At 66.1% G+C, this 15,678-nt stretch carries 14 protein-coding genes; 6 read left to right on the top strand and 8 right to left on the bottom strand.

Features of this window, described 5'->3' with window-relative positions:
- Positions 1–76 precede the first annotated feature (76 nt).
- Complete coding sequence (locus NR101_RS06540; protein WP_256777717.1) at positions 77–3,022, bottom strand: TonB-dependent receptor; 2,946 nt, start codon at positions 3,020–3,022, stop codon at positions 77–79.
- 553 nt (positions 3,023–3,575) lie between these two features.
- Between NR101_RS06540 and apbC the strand changes: the two genes are divergently transcribed.
- Together apbC and dcd are read left to right on the top strand one after the other, a co-directional pair.
- Positions 3,576–4,433, top strand: coding sequence for an iron-sulfur cluster carrier protein ApbC (gene apbC, locus NR101_RS06535; protein ID WP_256777716.1), 858 nt, complete (start codon positions 3,576–3,578; stop codon positions 4,431–4,433).
- 178 nt (positions 4,434–4,611) lie between these two features.
- Positions 4,612–5,184 carry a dCTP deaminase gene (gene dcd / locus NR101_RS06530; protein ID WP_038687170.1) on the top strand — a complete coding sequence of 191 codons (573 nt, stop codon included), beginning with the start codon at positions 4,612–4,614 and terminating at the stop codon, positions 5,182–5,184.
- Positions 5,185–5,413: 229 nt separating this feature from the next.
- On the opposite strand, the gene NR101_RS06525 is transcribed toward dcd, so the two are convergent.
- From NR101_RS06525 to NR101_RS06515, 3 genes are read right to left on the bottom strand one after another with little or no spacing between them, the layout of a single operon-like run.
- Positions 5,414–5,581: a DUF5668 domain-containing protein gene (locus tag NR101_RS06525; RefSeq protein ID WP_019182647.1), complete on the bottom strand. Its 168-nt coding sequence runs from the start codon at positions 5,579–5,581 to the stop codon at positions 5,414–5,416.
- Positions 5,582–5,596: 15 nt separating this feature from the next.
- On the bottom strand, positions 5,597–6,019 hold the full coding sequence (locus NR101_RS06520) for an HIT family protein (protein WP_256774602.1): 423 nt from the start codon (positions 6,017–6,019) through the stop codon (positions 5,597–5,599).
- Positions 6,016–6,687, bottom strand: a complete 672-nt coding sequence (locus NR101_RS06515; protein WP_256774603.1) for a dienelactone hydrolase family protein — start codon at positions 6,685–6,687, stop codon at positions 6,016–6,018. The genes NR101_RS06520 and NR101_RS06515 overlap by 4 nt, the downstream gene beginning before the upstream one ends.
- A gap of 204 nt (positions 6,688–6,891) precedes the next feature.
- On the opposite strand from NR101_RS06515, the gene rimO reads away from it, so the two are divergent.
- Positions 6,892–8,256: a 30S ribosomal protein S12 methylthiotransferase RimO gene (gene rimO / locus NR101_RS06510; RefSeq protein WP_256774604.1), complete on the top strand. Its 1,365-nt coding sequence runs from the start codon at positions 6,892–6,894 to the stop codon at positions 8,254–8,256.
- Positions 8,253–9,086, top strand: coding sequence for a DUF3025 domain-containing protein (locus tag NR101_RS06505; RefSeq protein ID WP_256774605.1), 834 nt, complete (start codon positions 8,253–8,255; stop codon positions 9,084–9,086). Before rimO ends, NR101_RS06505 begins: the two co-directional genes overlap by 4 nt.
- Positions 9,087–9,160: 74 nt before the next feature.
- Here NR101_RS06505 and greB read toward each other — a convergent pair whose 3' ends face one another.
- Positions 9,161–9,676, bottom strand: a complete 516-nt coding sequence (gene greB, locus NR101_RS06500; protein WP_256774606.1) for a transcription elongation factor GreB — start codon at positions 9,674–9,676, stop codon at positions 9,161–9,163.
- A gap of 55 nt (positions 9,677–9,731) precedes the next feature.
- Positions 9,732–11,237, bottom strand: coding sequence for a helicase HerA-like domain-containing protein (locus tag NR101_RS06495; RefSeq protein ID WP_256774607.1), 1,506 nt, complete (start codon positions 11,235–11,237; stop codon positions 9,732–9,734).
- Positions 11,238–11,371: 134 nt separating this feature from the next.
- On the opposite strand from NR101_RS06495, the gene NR101_RS06490 reads away from it, so the two are divergent.
- Positions 11,372–12,982: a transglycosylase SLT domain-containing protein gene (locus NR101_RS06490; protein WP_256774608.1), complete on the top strand. Its 1,611-nt coding sequence runs from the start codon at positions 11,372–11,374 to the stop codon at positions 12,980–12,982.
- Between the two features lie 120 nt (positions 12,983–13,102).
- On the top strand, positions 13,103–13,444 hold the full coding sequence (locus NR101_RS06485; RefSeq protein WP_256774609.1) for a ribonuclease E inhibitor RraB: 342 nt from the start codon (positions 13,103–13,105) through the stop codon (positions 13,442–13,444).
- Between the two features lie 246 nt (positions 13,445–13,690).
- Here NR101_RS06485 and asd read toward each other — a convergent pair whose 3' ends face one another.
- The gene (gene asd, locus NR101_RS06480) at positions 13,691–14,533 is read right to left on the bottom strand and encodes an archaetidylserine decarboxylase (RefSeq protein WP_256774611.1); all 843 of its coding nucleotides are present in this window, start codon (positions 14,531–14,533) and stop codon (positions 13,691–13,693) included.
- The gene (locus NR101_RS06475; RefSeq protein WP_256774612.1) at positions 14,530–15,180 is read right to left on the bottom strand and encodes an SCO family protein; all 651 of its coding nucleotides are present in this window, start codon (positions 15,178–15,180) and stop codon (positions 14,530–14,532) included. The genes asd and NR101_RS06475 overlap by 4 nt, the downstream gene beginning before the upstream one ends.
- Positions 15,181–15,678: the final 498 nt, after the last annotated feature.

The following is a 15,678-nucleotide window of genomic DNA, read 5'->3' as shown; positions in this document are numbered from 1 at the left end:
AGGCTGTTCCTTCCTGGACTGTTGGAAGAGGCAAAAAAAAACCGCCGCCCGGGAGGGCGGCGGCTTCATCCCACGATCAGAAGCTCTTGCTGATGTTCACGAAGTAGGTGCGGCCGACGTAGTCATAGCCGCTGTACAACGGGGCATTGCCCACGCGATTCAGGGCGCCCGACGAAATCATCGGCGGCTCCTCGTTGCGCAGGTTGCGCACACCGGCCGTGACGGACCACTTGTCGCCGGTGTATTCGGTCGACAGGGCGTGCAGGAAGTAGCTCGGCACGTCGAACTTGTAGATCGAGGTTTCCTTGTCCAGCTCGTAGTAGTCGTAGCTCTGCATCTTGTTGACCCAGTCCAGGCCATAGCGGAACTTCCACTTGTTCCAGGTATAGACCACGTCGAGGGTGCCCGACTTGTCCGGGGTGTTCAGGTTGCCGTTGTAGTCGATCAGCTCGTCGTCCTTGAACAGCTTGTTGGACTGTTCAAGGAAACGGGTGACCTGTGCAGTCGCACGCAGACTGCCCGGGCCGAGGTCACGGGTGTAACGCAACGTGAAGTCCAGGCCGCGCACCTTGTCCGTCGCCAGATTGACGTAGCTGTCATGTACGGTCAGCTGGCCGTTCAGCGGATTGCGTTCGTCGATCAGACGGCAGAAGCCGCCGCCGGCGCGGAAGTCCGGGTTGTTGTAGCACAGGTCCAGGATGTTGGAGCCGCCCGCACGCGCCACGCCATTGCTGACTTCGATGTTGAAGTAGTCCACGGCCAGCGAGAAGTTGCCGACTGCCGAGGAGAACTCCGGTTGCAGCACGATGCCGCCGGTGAAGTTCTTCGAGGTTTCAGCCTTCAGGCCGGCCTCGGCGCCACCGGCCTGCAGCACGGTAACCGACTGGGTGGCCTGGAAGTCAGGTGCCAGGCCTTCCGATGCGCAGTTGCGCGCCAGCGTGGTGCCCGGATCGTTGCCGTACGTGTTGCAGGGATCGAACTGATTGCTGAGGAAGCCGCTGGTGGCACCCAGGAACTGTTCAAACAGCGCCGGAGCGCGGTAGGAGGTGCCGTAGGACGCACGGAAGGAGACCCACTTCACCGGGGTCCACAGGCCGCCGATCTTGTAGGTGTGGTCCGAACCGTAGGACTGGTAATCGGTCCAGCGTGCAGACACGTTGAAGGTAAGTTCTTCGGCCGCGGTGACGCCGGACAGCACCGGGATCTCCAGCTCGCCGAAGACTTCCTTCACCGAGTCCTTGCCCCGGGTCGGGGTGGACGAAGTGAGGTTGTACAGGTTGCCGTTGATCGAATCGATCGACGGGGTGTCGTCGATCTTCGCACGACGGTATTCGGCACCGACCGCAGCGCGCACATCGCCGTAGGGCAGCGAGAACAGCGGACCGCTGAAGGACACGTTTGCGGTGCTTTCGGTGTACAGCGTGTTACCGGTGACGGGCACGAACACGTAGTCGCGCCATGCCTGCGGCAGCTGGCCGCCGACCACTGCACTGGTCAACCTCGGAGCGGCGACGCAACCATCGGAAACGTCCACGCAGCGGAAGCCACCTGCGCCGTCGGCAACCACGTTGAGGCTCTTGCCCAGGCGGTCGGTGAGGAACGACTCCATGGTGTAATCGGCGTCGGAACGCGAACTGCTCAGGGAGAAGTCGTAGTCCCAGGTCGAGGTCACGTGGCCGCGCAGGCCGGCAGTGCCCTTGAAGAAGTCGACCTTCTGCGAGCTCTTGTCGTTGCCGTAGCCGATGAAGGCGCGCACGCCCACGCCGCCACCGAAGTTGGACGAAGCCAGGTTGGCCGGGATCAGCGGACTGCCGCGCAGGTAGTCCAGCGACAGCTGGCGATACCCGATCTGATCGGATTCGCGGCGGCTGCCCAGCAGTTCGAAGTACGCTTCGGCGTCGCCCATCACGCCCAGGTCCAGGCCGCCCTGCAGGAACAGGGTATGGGTCTCGGCGCCGGAGATCAGCGAGCGGTTCAGCGTGCGGGGATCGAAGGTGTCGCGGATGTTGCTGTTGGTGGTCTGGCCACCGCCCACGCCTTCGAAACCGACCAGGCCGGTGCTGATCGCCGAATTCGGGCGCCAACGGTTGAAGGTGGTGCCCCGCGCCCCTGCGGCAGCGACGCCGGTCAGGTTCTGGGTACCGATGGTGTTGATGGTGACGCCGTTGGAGCCGGTGCCGGTGATCGGATAGCACTTCGGCTGACCGGTCAGCGGATCGATGGTGTCACCACTGCCCCACGGGCCGCCATTGGCAGCGCGGCGGTAGTCCGTATTGCAACGGGTCCAGTCGCGGTCGTTGAGGCTCAGTGCGTCGCGGTTGTAGTACTCATACGAGCCGGAGATGTGACCGGAGGCGCCGGTCTTGCCGGCAACGATCGCATAGCGGCGCTCTTCACCGCCGCCGCCATCGGTGGCGGTCTGGCGCGCTTCGAAGGTAACGCCGTCGATCTTGCTCTTGGTGATGATGTTGATGACGCCGGCGACCGCGTCGGAGCCGTAGACGGACGAAGCGCCGTCCTTCAGCACTTCCACGCGATCGACGATGGCGTCGGGCAGCACGTTCAGGTCGGTCGCGCCGACCGAGCCACGCGAACCGGCCGGTGCGATGCGGCGGCCGTTCATCAGGATCAGGGTGCGGGTCGGGCCGAGGCCCCGCAGGCCCACGGTGTTGGCGCCAGGGCCGCCGTTGGTGACGTAGCCGCCGTACGCATTGTTGATCTGCGCCGAACCAGCGGTGATTCCGGTGCTCTGCAGCACGCCAGCGGTCGACTGGAAGCCCGCCAGGGTGGTCTCTTCACGCGTGATGACCTGAACCGGCGACACCGAGTTGAACACGTCGCGGCTGATGCGCGAGCCGGTCACGGTGACGGCTTCAAGATTGGTGGCGGCGGTCTTTTCGGCAGACTTGCCCTGCACCTGATCTGCGCTCTGGGCGAAGGCCGGCGTGCCTGCGGTGAACAGCACGGCCGTAGCCAGTGCGAAGCTCAGCGGATTCCGGCTGAGCGACTTGCGATTCATCATGTTTGGATCCCCTTGAACTAGCGTTTGCGTAAAACACCGGCGGCATTGCACCCCTGGCGTCTCCCTGTGCCTTGGAACGGGACTGGAGCATCTATGCCCCTCCCGCAATCAGCTTCACAAGCCGATGACACGAGGTTAACACGGGCTTAACATTGGATGTCAAGCATTCATCAAGAGGTCATAGAGACAGGTTAGGCAAAGCAGGGTTGAGAGGGTCGTTTTCGGCGCAAGTGATTGATTGATAGACGATATATTTGTTTCGTTTGAAATTATTTCGACGAGCAATCGTGGCCTGCCTCTGACGAAGACATGAAAATCGTTCGATTTTCATTCAGTTTCAGGTGTAAGCGCCATCCCTGGATGCGGTCCGTCAACGCGGCTCAAAACCCTGTCACCGGTCACCAGCGCGCGCTGGTCAGAGCGGCTCACCACCCTCTACGGTCGTCTCCGAGTGCAGCCAACCGGCACCGTTGTGCGGGCGGCACAAACAGGGATCGGCGTCGGACAAGGTTGTATAGTCACCGGTTCCATGCGTTTTCCCCGGAGTCATGCAGTGAGCAGCAGCCAGACGCGTCGCCCCCACGCCAGCCAGGTGCAGAAGGGTCTCAGCCCGCATCCGCGCATCCGCAACGTGATCGCGGTCGGCTCGGGCAAGGGCGGGGTGGGCAAGTCCACCACGGCGGTGAATCTGGCGGTGGCGCTGGCCAGCCTCGGTGCGCGCGTGGGTCTGCTGGACGCGGACATCTACGGCCCCAGCGTGCCGGCGATGCTGGGCCTGAGTGGTCGTCCGGAGAGTCCGGACAACAAGTCGATCGAGCCGATGCGCGCGTTCGGCGTGGAGACCATGTCGATCGGCTACCTGATCGAGGACGAGACGCCGATGATCTGGCGCGGTCCGATGGCCACCTCGGCGATGACGCAGTTCTTCAACGACACCCTCTGGGACGATCTGGATTACCTGCTGATCGACCTGCCGCCGGGCACCGGCGACATCCAGCTGACCCTCACCCAGAAGATTCCGCTGGCCGGTGCGGTGATCGTCACCACGCCGCAGGACATCGCCACGCTGGATGCGAGGAAGGCGCTGAAGATGTTCGAGAAGGTGGAGGTGCCAGTGCTGGGCATCGTGGAGAACATGGCCGTGCACACCTGCAGCAACTGCGGCCAGGTGGAGCATCTGTTCGGCGAGGGCGGCGGTGAGCGCATGGCCGCGCAGTACGGGGTGCCGTTGCTGGGCTCGCTGCCGTTGGAAATCGGCATCCGCGAGCAGGGCGATGCCGGCACGCCGATTACCGCTGCCGCGCCAGCATCGCTGGCTGCGCAGGCCTACGTGCACGCCGCACAGCGGCTGATCGAGGAAGTGGCCAAACGCCCGCGCGCCAGCATCCCGATCCTGTCCTCGCTGATCTGACTCATTGCCGCCACGATCGTGGTCGGCACGGCACAAGGCCCGGCACTGCCGGGCCTTGTCGCATCAGGGGCAGGGCAGCGGGTGGCAGTCGCCGCTGGTCGCGGCCGGGGTGGCTGTTTAGAATCGTGGCCCGGGCGCCCGTTGGCGGTGCCGTTCCTTATCGCACCCAGGACCCCCCATGAGCATCAAGAGTGACCGCTGGATCCGTCAGATGGCCGAACAGCAGGCGATGATCGAGCCGTTTGAAGCCGGCCAGGTCAAGCAGGCCAACGGCCAGCGCATCGTCAGCTATGGCACCTCCAGCTACGGCTATGACGTGCGCTGCTCGCGCGAGTTCAAGGTGTTCACCAACATCAACTCCACCATCGTCGATCCAAAGCACTTCGACCCGGGCAGCTTCGTGGATATCGTGGGCGACGAGTGCATCATCCCGCCCAACAGCTTCGCGCTGGCGCGCACGGTGGAATACTTCCGCATCCCGCGCGACACCCTGGTGGTGTGCCTGGGCAAGAGCACCTATGCGCGCTGCGGGATCATCGTCAACGTGACGCCGCTGGAGCCGGAGTGGGAAGGGCATGTGACCCTGGAATTCAGCAACACCACGCCGCTGCCGGCGCGCATCTATGCCAACGAAGGCGTGGCCCAGATGCTGTTCTTCCAGGCCGACAAGGACGATATCTGCGAGACCTCCTACAAGGACCGCGGCGGCAAGTACCAGGGCCAGACCGGCGTCACCCTGCCGCGGACCTGATGACCACGCGGGTGGCGGGGGCGCACCTGATCAATCCCCGGGCGTGCTGCGGCGTCCCGGCCTGGTAGAGCCGACCGTTGCTCGGCTGCCTCTGCGGTTACCGTTACCCATCAATGATGGCGACCACAAAAAAAGCGCGGAGTACGCCGCGCTTTTTTGTGGCTTGGTCCGAGTGCGGCAGGGTAACCGGAAAGCAGCGGACCAAAAAGCAGCGGACCAACGGTCCGCTCTACTTGCCGCGGCCGAACAGCAGCCCGATGCCCACCGCCACCAGCACCACCGGCCACCAGGTGAGGATCAGCTTCCCCATGTTCATGTTGGTCCAACCGAGATTGCTGGCCAGCAGGAACAGGCCGACGAGGATCAGGACGATGGCAGCGACGAGGTTGGAACGCATCAGGGGCAGGGTCCGTTAGGGCTGGGGCGAATATCCTAGCCGTTCCTTCCACAGCGCGACACGTTGGGTCAGCACCTCCGGATCGTAACGGTGCGCCTGACCCTGGCCCCAGACCGGTCCCGGCCAGGCCGGATCGCCGACGTGGCGGCCGATCACGTGGAAATGCAGCTGGCGCACGATATTGCCCAACGCCCCGATGTTGATCTTCTCCACGCCATCGGTGCCCTTGAGCGCCTTGCACGCCCGGTTCAACTCCGTGCGCAGCTTGTCCTGCTGATCGCCATCCAGATCGATCCACTCGGTGATGCCGGCCAATCGAGGCACCAGGATCAACCACGGGTACCGCTCGTCGTTCATCAACCGCACTTGCGACAACGGCCCTTCTGCTACCAGAACGCTATCGGTGGCCAGGCGTGAATCCAGTTCGAACTCGCTCATCCAAGATGCTCCGCTAAGAAGTCCAGGGTGCGTTTCAGCGCCAGGGCGGCGCTGTCTGGATCATACGCATGTCCGACGCTGCGGTTGAAGCCATGGTCGGCCGGGTACACGAACGTCGGCATCTGCGGCAGCTTCTGGCGGTGGGCGGCGATGGCCTCCGGTGGAATGCTCTTGTCCTGCGCACCGAAGTGGAACATCACCGGCGCCTTGGGCGTTTCGTCCAGGAACTGCACGTTGCGCGCCCCGTAGTAGCTGACCGACGGCAGGCCCAGCCGCAGGGCCGACAGCAGCGCGATGCTGCCGCCCCAGCAATAGCCGACGGTGCCAACCTTGCCGGCCGGCGCCAGCCGGGACGCGGCGGCGCGGACGATCTCCAGCGCCTTCTCCACCCCCAGCGCATTGACCCGTTCCAGCCCCTGCTTCGCCCCCTCCGGGTCGTAGGGCAGGGCGTCCGGATCGGCGTCCACCCCGTCGATGAGATCGAAGAACGACGGTGCCAGCACCGCGTAACCGGCGGCGGCAAACCCTTCGGCGACCTCGCGCACGTGCGGGTTGACCCCGAAGATCTCCTGGATGACCACGAGCCCGCCGCGAGGCTTGCCCTCCGGGGTGGCCTGCCAGGCGCGGACCGGACCGTGATGCGTATCGAGCGTGACCCACTCACCCATGATGCAGGACTCCTGTTGGTTCATGCGTTCATTATCCGGTCCCGGCGGGTTAGCGCGATGTCAGGGGCGGTGCCGGATCTGGCGGCATCGGCCGCACGCGATTCAGGGCGTGGCCCGCAACGCCGGTATACTTGCCGCCGTTTCCGGCCCCAGGTCCCCACGCCATTCCGGCATGGGCCCAGGCCCCCAGAGTCCCGCGATTCCATGTCCCAGCTGAACCCCAAAGTCGGTTTCGTCAGCCTTGGCTGCCCGAAGGCCCTCGTCGATTCCGAGCGCATCCTCACCCAGCTGCGGTCCGAGGGCTACGACATCGTGCCCTCCTACGACTCGGCCGATGTGGTGGTGGTCAACACCTGCGGCTTCATCGATTCGGCCGTGACCGAGTCGCTGGACGCGATCGGCGAGGCGATGAACGCCAACGGCAAGGTGATCGTCACCGGCTGCCTGGGCAAGCGTCCGGAGCAGATCCGCGAGGCCTATCCGAACGTGCTGGCCGTGTCTGGCCCGCAGGACTACCTGAGCGTGATGGAGGCCGTGCATGCCGCGCTGCCGCCCAAGCACGATCCGTTCGTGGACCTGGTGCCCGACTACGGCATCAAGCTGACCCCGCGCCACTACGCGTACCTGAAAATTTCCGAAGGCTGCAACCACAAGTGCAGCTTCTGCATCATTCCCTCGATGCGCGGCAAGCTGGTCTCGCGTCCGGTCGATGAGGTGCTGCGCGAAGCCGAGCGGCTGGTGCGCGGTGGGGTGAAGGAACTGCTGGTGGTGTCGCAGGACACCTCGGCCTATGGCGTGGATGTGAAATATGCCGAGCGCATGTGGCGCGACAAGGCCTACCAGACACGGCTGAAGGCGCTGTGCGAAGGCCTGTCCGAACTGGATGCCTGGACCCGCATGCATTACGTCTACCCGTACCCGCACGTGGATGAGATCGTGCCGCTGATGGCCGAAAACCGGATCCTGCCGTACCTGGACATTCCGTTCCAGCACGCCAGCCCGCGCATCCTCAAGCTGATGAAGCGCCCCGGTGCGGTCGACAAGACCCTGGAGCGCGTGCAGCGCTGGCGCCAGCTGTGCCCGGACATCACCGTGCGATCGACCTTCATCGTCGGCTTCCCCGGTGAGACCGATGCCGAGTTCGAAGAGCTGCTGGCGTTCCTGGACGAGGCGCAGCTGGACCGCGTCGGTGCGTTCGCCTACTCGCCGGTCACCGGCGCCACCGCCAACGACCTGCCCGGTGCGGTGCCTGAGGAAGTGAAGCAGGAGCGACTGGCCCGCTTCATGGAACGCCAGGCGGAGATCTCCGCCGCGCGCCTGGAATCCAAGATCGGCAGCGTGCAGCAGTGCCTGGTCGATGCGATCGAGGACGGCATCGCGGTGGCCCGCTCCAAGGCGGACGCGCCGGAAATCGACGGGCTGGTGCATATCCAGAACGCCGAGGAAGCCAAGCTGCGCGTGGGTCAGTTCGTCGATGTCGACATCACCGAGAGCGACGACCACGATCTGTTCGGTGACGCGATCATCGTTGCCGGCGCGCGCAAGCCGTTCGACCTGCAGGTGTTGTGACCGCCGCGGCGTCCGCCGAGACCGGCGGTCGCCGCCGCTTCGTCGCGCCGCCGCGTGCTGCGGTGGACGCGATGTGCTTCGCGCAGCCGCTCTACGCAGGGCTGCGCGAGGTCCAGGATCTGCTGACGGCGGCCGACTGGCCGAGCGTCCGGATGCTCGACGCACGCCTCTGCCTGCCGCACCGGCATCTGGTCGAACAGGACGCGGCATTGCTGGCCGACGGCCTGCATTACGAAGTGCGCATTGCCGAACGTGGCCAGATCGCCACGCGTCCGGACAACTGGCACGACCTGTTCAACGCCCTGATCTGGGCGCGCTACCCGGCCATCAAGCAGGCTCTCAACCAGCAGCAGTGCCGCCACATCGCGGCGATGCCTTCCGGGCAGCGCAACCGTGCGCAGGCGGCGCTGACCCAGTTCGACGAAACCGGCGTGATCGTGCGCGTGCGCGATCCGGCGCTGCTGGAGGCATGGGACCGGCATGACTGGTCGGCGCTGTTCGTCGACGGGGCAGGCGCATGGCGCGAGGGCGACATCGCGGTGGCGGCCGTGATCGGCCATGCGTTGATGGAACAGGCGCTGTTGCCCGGGCGGCTGCTGGTAGGCAAAGGTGTGGTGGTGCAGGGCGATGATGACGCGCGCGCTGTCGCGCAGGTGGCGGCGCTGATCGAGCGCGGACGCCTCCTCAGCGATCCACTGGAGCTGCGGCCGCTCCCGCTGATGGGCATCCCCGGCTGGCATGCAGGCCAGGACGCCGCGTTTTACCACCAGGCCGTGTATTTCCGCCCCGCGCGCGCGGGAAGGAACTATCCCGCGCCATCAACCGGGTAGAGCCGGGCCATGCCCGGCTGGCCGTGCGCAGCGCGGCAACGATCGCAGGCGGTAGAGCCAGGCATGGCCCGGCTCTACCGGCCTTCGCCGGTCGGGTACTCCACCGCCAGGATCGCAAAGCCGTGGCGCCCGCTCGGCAGCTCCACCTCGAACGCATCATCCACGCGCTTTTTCAACAACGCCCGCGCCAGCGGCGAATCGATGCTGATCCATCCCGTCGGCGCGTCGGTCTCATCCGGACCGACGATGCGATAGCGGCTCACCTCGCCGCTGTCCACGTTTTCCAGTTCCACCCATGCCCCGAAGAACACCGCCTGCGGGTCGGTCGGCGGCTGGTCGACGATGCGCAGCGCGTCCAGCCGCTTGGTCAGGTACCGCACGCGGCGGTCGATCTCGCCCAACTGCTTCTTGCGGTAGGTGTATTCGGCGTTCTCCGAGCGATCGCCTTCGGCCGCGGCGGCTGCCAGTGCCTTGACCACTTCCGGGCGGCGCACGCGCCACAGGTCGTCCAGTTCGACTTTCAGCCGCTGGTGACCCTGTGCGGTGATCAGGGCTGTACTCTTTTCCGCAGGGGGACGCCAACGCGACATCAGGTCTGTCTGTGCTCTTGGAAAGGTGCCGCGCCCGACGGCGCGACACGCAGTATCAACGTTTGCCGCCGAAAATACCGCCAAGCAGGCCGCGCACGATCTGGTTGCCCAGCTTGGTACCCACGGTGCGCGTGGTCTGCTTGGCCATGGTCTCGATCATGCCCTGGCGGCGCTTGGTGCCGAAGATCGCATCCTTGATCGACTGGCCGAAGCCGCCTTCCTGCGCCTCGTCCTGCTGACGCGTCCGTGCGGCCGGGGCATCGGCCTGTGCGACCGCCTTCTGCGCGCGTTGGGCCAGCAGTTCGGCCGCCGATTCGCGGTTGATCGCGGTGTCGTAGCGCGTACCTACCGGACTACCGGCGCGCACCTGCGCACGTTCGGCCTCGGTGATGGCGCCCATCCGGCAGCGCGGCGGCGCGATCTGGGTCTGTTGGACGGGTGAGGGAATGCCCTTGTCCTGCAGCGTGGACACCAGCGCCTCGCCGGTGCCCAGCTTGGCCAGTACGGCGGCGACATCGAGCTTGGGATTGGGCACGAAGGTTTCCGCTGCGGTCCTTACTGCCTTCTGGTCGCGCGGGGTGAACGCGCGCAACGCATGCTGCACCCGGTTGCCCAGCTGGCCGAGGATGTTGGCCGGCACGTCATCGGGGAACTGCGAGCAGAAGTACACGCCCACGCCCTTGGAGCGGATCAGCCGCACCACCTGCTCGATGCGCTGGACCAGCGCCGGTGGCGCATCGTCGAACAGCAGGTGCGCTTCGTCGAAGATGAAGACCAGCTTGGGCTTGTCCAGATCGCCCACTTCCGGCAGCGTCTCGAACAGTTCAGACAACAGCCATAGCAGGAAGGTCGAATACAGCCGGGGCTTGAGCACCAGCTGGTCGGCGGCAAGGATGCCGATCACGCCACGACCATCGTGGTTGACGCGCATGATGTCGGCCAGTTCCAGCGCCGGCTCGCCGAAGAACGCTTCACCGCCGTCCTGCGACAGGCGCAGCAGCGAACGCTGGATGGCCGCCACGCTCTGTGCACTGACCAGCCCGTATTCGGTGGAGATGTCCTTGCGCTCTTCTGCGACCAGGCCGAGCAGGGCGCGCAGGTCGTCCAGGTCGAGCAGCAGCAGGCCGCGGTCATCGGCCAGCTTGAACACGATGTCGAGCACGCCGGACTGGGTGTCGTTGAGTTCCAGGATGCGCGCCAGCAGGGTCGGGCCCATTTCGCTGACGGTAGTGCGCACCGGGTGGCCGAGCTTGCCGTACAGGTCCCAGAACACCGTCGGGCTGGCGGCAGGCGCGTAATCGGTCACGCCGATCTCGGCGGCGCGCTGCAGCAGCGCCTCGGTGCCCGCGCCGGCCACGGCCATGCCGGCCACGTCGCCCTTCACGTCGGCCAGGAACACCGGCACGCCGATCCGCGAGAAACCTTCGGCCAGGGTCATCAGCGTGACGGTCTTGCCGGTACCCGTGGCCCCGGCCACCAGGCCGTGGCGGTTGCCCAGGCGGGGTTGCAGGGTCACGGCGATATCGTCGGTGATGCCTTTGCCGAGCAGGATCGGATCCATGGTCAACTCGCTTGTGGAGGTGCTATGTGAATGGGCAGGATTCTAAACGTCGGCGCAGGCCGGGTCGCTTGGCGGGTTGCCCCGATGCAAGCGGCGCGGCTACTCTGCCCCATCTTTCGCACACAGTGCCAAAAATGCCCGTTCCTGTCTTGCTTGTCCGTGGTTGGCCGCTGTTGGCGCTGGCTGCAATGCTGTCATTCGTGCCAGAGGCACATGCCCAGCGGGTTTCCGCGCGTGATCGGGTCAAGGTCGAGGCGCTGGAGCAGCGCATGGCCGCGGCCGAGAAGCGCTACCGCGCCGCGCTGGTGCTGGTGGCCAACGCCGATCCCAAGGGCAAGAACGAAGGCGACGCCGCGCTGGAGGACATGGAGGACGTGATCAGCGCCTGCGTGGCCCAGAAGGGCTGCCAGGTGAGCAACATGCTGCCGGCCTACAAGCGCCTGCTCAAGGACAATGCCGACACCCGCGACAGCGAAGGCGATGAACTGGCCAGCGATGGCGGCCTGCTCGAAGCCGATCCGGACCACACCGGGCCGTTGGCCGCCGACGTGCCCGAGGCGGCACGCGCCGCGGCGCTGCTCAACGACAAGCGCCACGCCTTCGACAGCATGGTCGAGTACAACCCGGCCGTGCAGGCCGGCATCCGCCGCTGGCTGACCGACATGCGCCCGGCGTTGATGACCACCTACGAGAACTACCAGAACCTGCGCGCGGTGATGTGGCCCGAGTGGGAGAAGCGCGGCCTGCCCGAAGCGTTGCTGTTCGGGATCATGGCCAAGGAATCCAACGGCCGCGTGCATGCGTCCTCGCGCGCCGGTGCGGCCGGGCTGATGCAGTTCATGCCCGCCACCGGCCGTCGCTTCGGGCTGGGGCCGGACGGCACCGGCTTTGACACCCGCTTCGACGCGCGCAGTGCCGCCGAGGCCAGTGCCACCTACCTCAACGAACGCATGCGCGAGCTCAACAACAACGTCGAGCTGTCGCTGGCCGGCTACAACGGCGGTGAGGGCCGTGCCGCGCGCGTGTTCAAGCAGAGCGCCGGGCAGAGCTTCTGGACCGACAGCGTCTACAACCAGTTCCCCGGCGAGACCAAGGACTACGTGCCGATGGTGATCGCCGCGGCGTGGATCTACCTGCACCCGCAGCAGTACGGCGTGGAGTTCCCGAAGATCAGCGCGCAGCCGGCCACCATCCGCCTGGCCAAGTCCACCACCATCTACGAGCTGACCATCTGCCTGGGCAGCGCCGGCACCCGCGATGGCTACATGCGCGCGCTGCGCAACCTCAACCCGCGCTATGAAGCCGACGGCTGGATCCCGGCGGGCACCACGATCAACGCCACCACCCGCATCGCCGGGCTGTACAACCGCTATTGCGTGAGCGGCCCGCGCGCCGATCTGGCCCGTACGCTGATTACCGCCGACCTCAACGCGGCGATCGTGCGCCCGAGCGCGGCCAGCTATACCGGCAACGTGGCGGTGGGCAGTGTGGTGCCGGTGACGCAGGTGCAGGCCAGTGCAGTGGCGGCCACGCCGATCGCACCGGTGGCCACCCCGGCCGCCAAGCCGAAGGCCAAGGCCAAGCCGGTACGCAGCCACAAGGTGGGCAAGGGCCAGACGCTGGGCGCGATCGCCGACAAGTTCCAGTGCGACGTGCGTGAACTGGCGCGCGCCAACGGGCTCAAGGCCCCGGCGTACGCGCTCAAGCAGGGCCAAGTGCTCAAGCTGCAGGGCTGCGACAGGTAAGCGCGGGCCGGATCGGGTAGGCTGCCGGCATCACGCCTGCGGCCCCCGCGCCACAGCACATCCATCGCCGGCCGTGGCGTTTCGCCGCGGCCCTCAGGTACACGCATACAGGACAGCAAGATGGATATCACCGCGATCAACGAGATGTTCGCCAACATCCGCGAGAACACCGATTGGGACCTCAACGGCCCGATGCTGTGGGGCTACTTCTTCGTCAACACCACGCCGGAGCCGCTGACCGGCCTGTCGGAAAAGCTGGTCGAGCTGGGCTACACGCTGGTGGAGATCTTCGAGCCGGACCTGGAAGAAGGCGAAGCGCCGTATCACGTGCTGCACGTGGAGCGCGCCGAAGTGCACACCGAGGCCTCGCTGGACGCCCGCAACCACGAGCTGCAGGCCCTGGCCGAAGCCAATGGCGTGGAAGACTACGACGGCATGGATGTGGGCCCGGTCGAGATCTGACCGCAGCGGACCGCGTCCCACAAAAAACGCCCCGATTTCCCGGGGCGTTTTTCGTGGGCGCGAGCCCCGGTAGTGCCGGCCGCTGGCCGGCTCCCCGTACTGCCTGCAATGCCGGCCAGCGGCCGGCACCACCGTACTGCCTGCAATGCCGGCCAGCGGCCGGCACTACCGTACTGCCTGCAATGCCGGCCAGCGGCCGGCACTACCGTACTGCCTTCAACGCAGGCCAGCGGCCGGCACTACCGGTTACTTCAAGGTGGCCAGCGCCTGCCCCAGCTGCACGGCGTGCTCGGCATCCAGGTGCGGGGCGAACTCGGCCACGCCCGGCGGCAGTAGCACGATCACCGTGGAGCCGTAATTGAAGCGCGCCATTTCCGCGAACCGCTCCAACGTGATGCCCTTGCCGCGGTAATCCTTGCGGGTGATGGTGTCGCCGTAGGCGGGAATCTCTTCGCCACCCCACACCGTTTCCACGCCCGACACCAGCAGCGCACCGACCATCACCGACACCATCGGGCCGAAGTCGGTATCGAAGTGACAGACCAGGCGCTCGTTGCGCGCAAACAGCCCCGGCACCTTGTTGACCGCCGCCGGACCGACGCTGAACAAGCGCCCGGGCACGTGCACGGTCTCGCGCAGGGTGCCGGTCCACGGCATGTGCACGCGGTGGTAGTCCTTGGGCGAGAGGTACACGGTGGCAAACAGGCCGTGGCGGAAGACCTCGGCATCGGCGGCGTCGCCGAGCAGCTCGGCGGCGGTGAACGACTGGCCTTTGGCCTGGAAGATGCGGCCGTCTTCGATCGCGCCGAGCTGGCTGATGCGGCCGTCGGCGGGCATCACCAGCGTGCGCGGATCGGACGACGGTACGCGGGCGCCGGGCTTGAGCGCACGGGTGAAGAACTGGTTGAAGGTGGCGTAGCTGCGCGGATCGGGGTTGGCCGCTTCGGCGAGGTTGACGCCGAACTTCTCGGTGACGGTGTCGATCAGCCAGCGCGCGATCCGCGGGTTGCTGGAATACGCCAGGCGTCGCGCCATCGAGGACAGCAGACGGTGCGGCAGGACGTAGCTCAGCGTGGTGGTCAGGCTCATGGTGCGGTCTTCTCGGTCAGCATCTGCAGGTCGCGGGCAATGGCCTGCGCATTGAAGGGAGGGCGGATCAGGCCGGCAAGCCTGCCCTCCGGGTCCAGCACGGCCAGGCTGGCCGAGTGCTCGAGGGTGTAGTCCTCGGGATTCTCGTCGAAGTGCTTGCCGGGTACTTTCTGGAAGACGAAGCCGAGCGACGTGGCGAAGCGCTCCAGCGAGGGCACATCGGCGGTGGCGGCCAGGGTGTCCTTGTGGAAGGCGTGCACGTACTCGCCGAGGCGGGCGAGGGTGTCACGCTCGGGATCGACGGAGATGAACACCAGGCGCGGGCGCAGGGATTCGGGCTGGGCTTCCCATTGTTTCTGCGCCTTGGCAAGGTCGGCCAGGGTGGTGGGGCAGACGTCGGGGCAGAAGGTGAAACCGAGGAAGACCAGGGTCCAGTGGCCCTTGAGCTCGCCGGGGATCAGGCGGGTGCCGTCGGACTGGCCAAGGTTGAAGTCGGGCAGCGGGCGCGGCTGGGGGTAGAAGGTGATCGATTCGGTGGCGGGCCGGTCGCTGGTCGGCGTGGGCGCGAACACTTTCTGCGCGGCGACCAGGCCAAGGCCGGCGGCCAGCGCGATGAGCAAGATGATGCCTGCGTTGCGATTGAACATGGAAAGCCCGTTCCCGGAAGGGGCCACCATGATAGGGGTGGTGGCGGCGCTGTTGGGTTTTTTGGGCCGAAGCCGAAGCCGAAGCCGAAGCCTTGGTGCAGCGATCGGAGGCGGCGCCGGCACGGGTGGGGTTGCGGGGCACGCTGCAAGTACGTCCTTGTAAGCTCCTGCGGCGCATCCATGCGCCGCAAGGGCCCCGCAACCCCACCCATGCCGACGCTTGACAGTTGGCTGGTGCCCATTGGGACAAGGCAGGGCAAGGCAAGGCAAGAGCAGGGGAAGAGCAGGGGAAGAGCAGGGGAAGAGCATGGCAAGAGCAAGGCGGTTGAGTCGGGGCGCGGGGAGGGGGGAGGTTGTGATGATGGGGGGGAGGTGCCGAGCATGGCTCGGCACTACCTCTCCAACTCCCCGGGCGCAGGAGGTTGCTCTGGCACGTGACCTTGATCTGCTCTCAACGCAGCCTGTTCATGGGGATCTCGTATGCCGTCTTCTGCGAAA

It is taken from the genome of Stenotrophomonas sp. Ste86, from assembly GCF_024519465.1.
In the GTDB taxonomy this organism is placed as follows: domain Bacteria; phylum Pseudomonadota; class Gammaproteobacteria; order Xanthomonadales; family Xanthomonadaceae; genus Stenotrophomonas.
The sequence above is the reverse complement of the archived record's forward strand: the minus strand, read 5'-3'. Positions and strand labels throughout refer to the sequence as shown.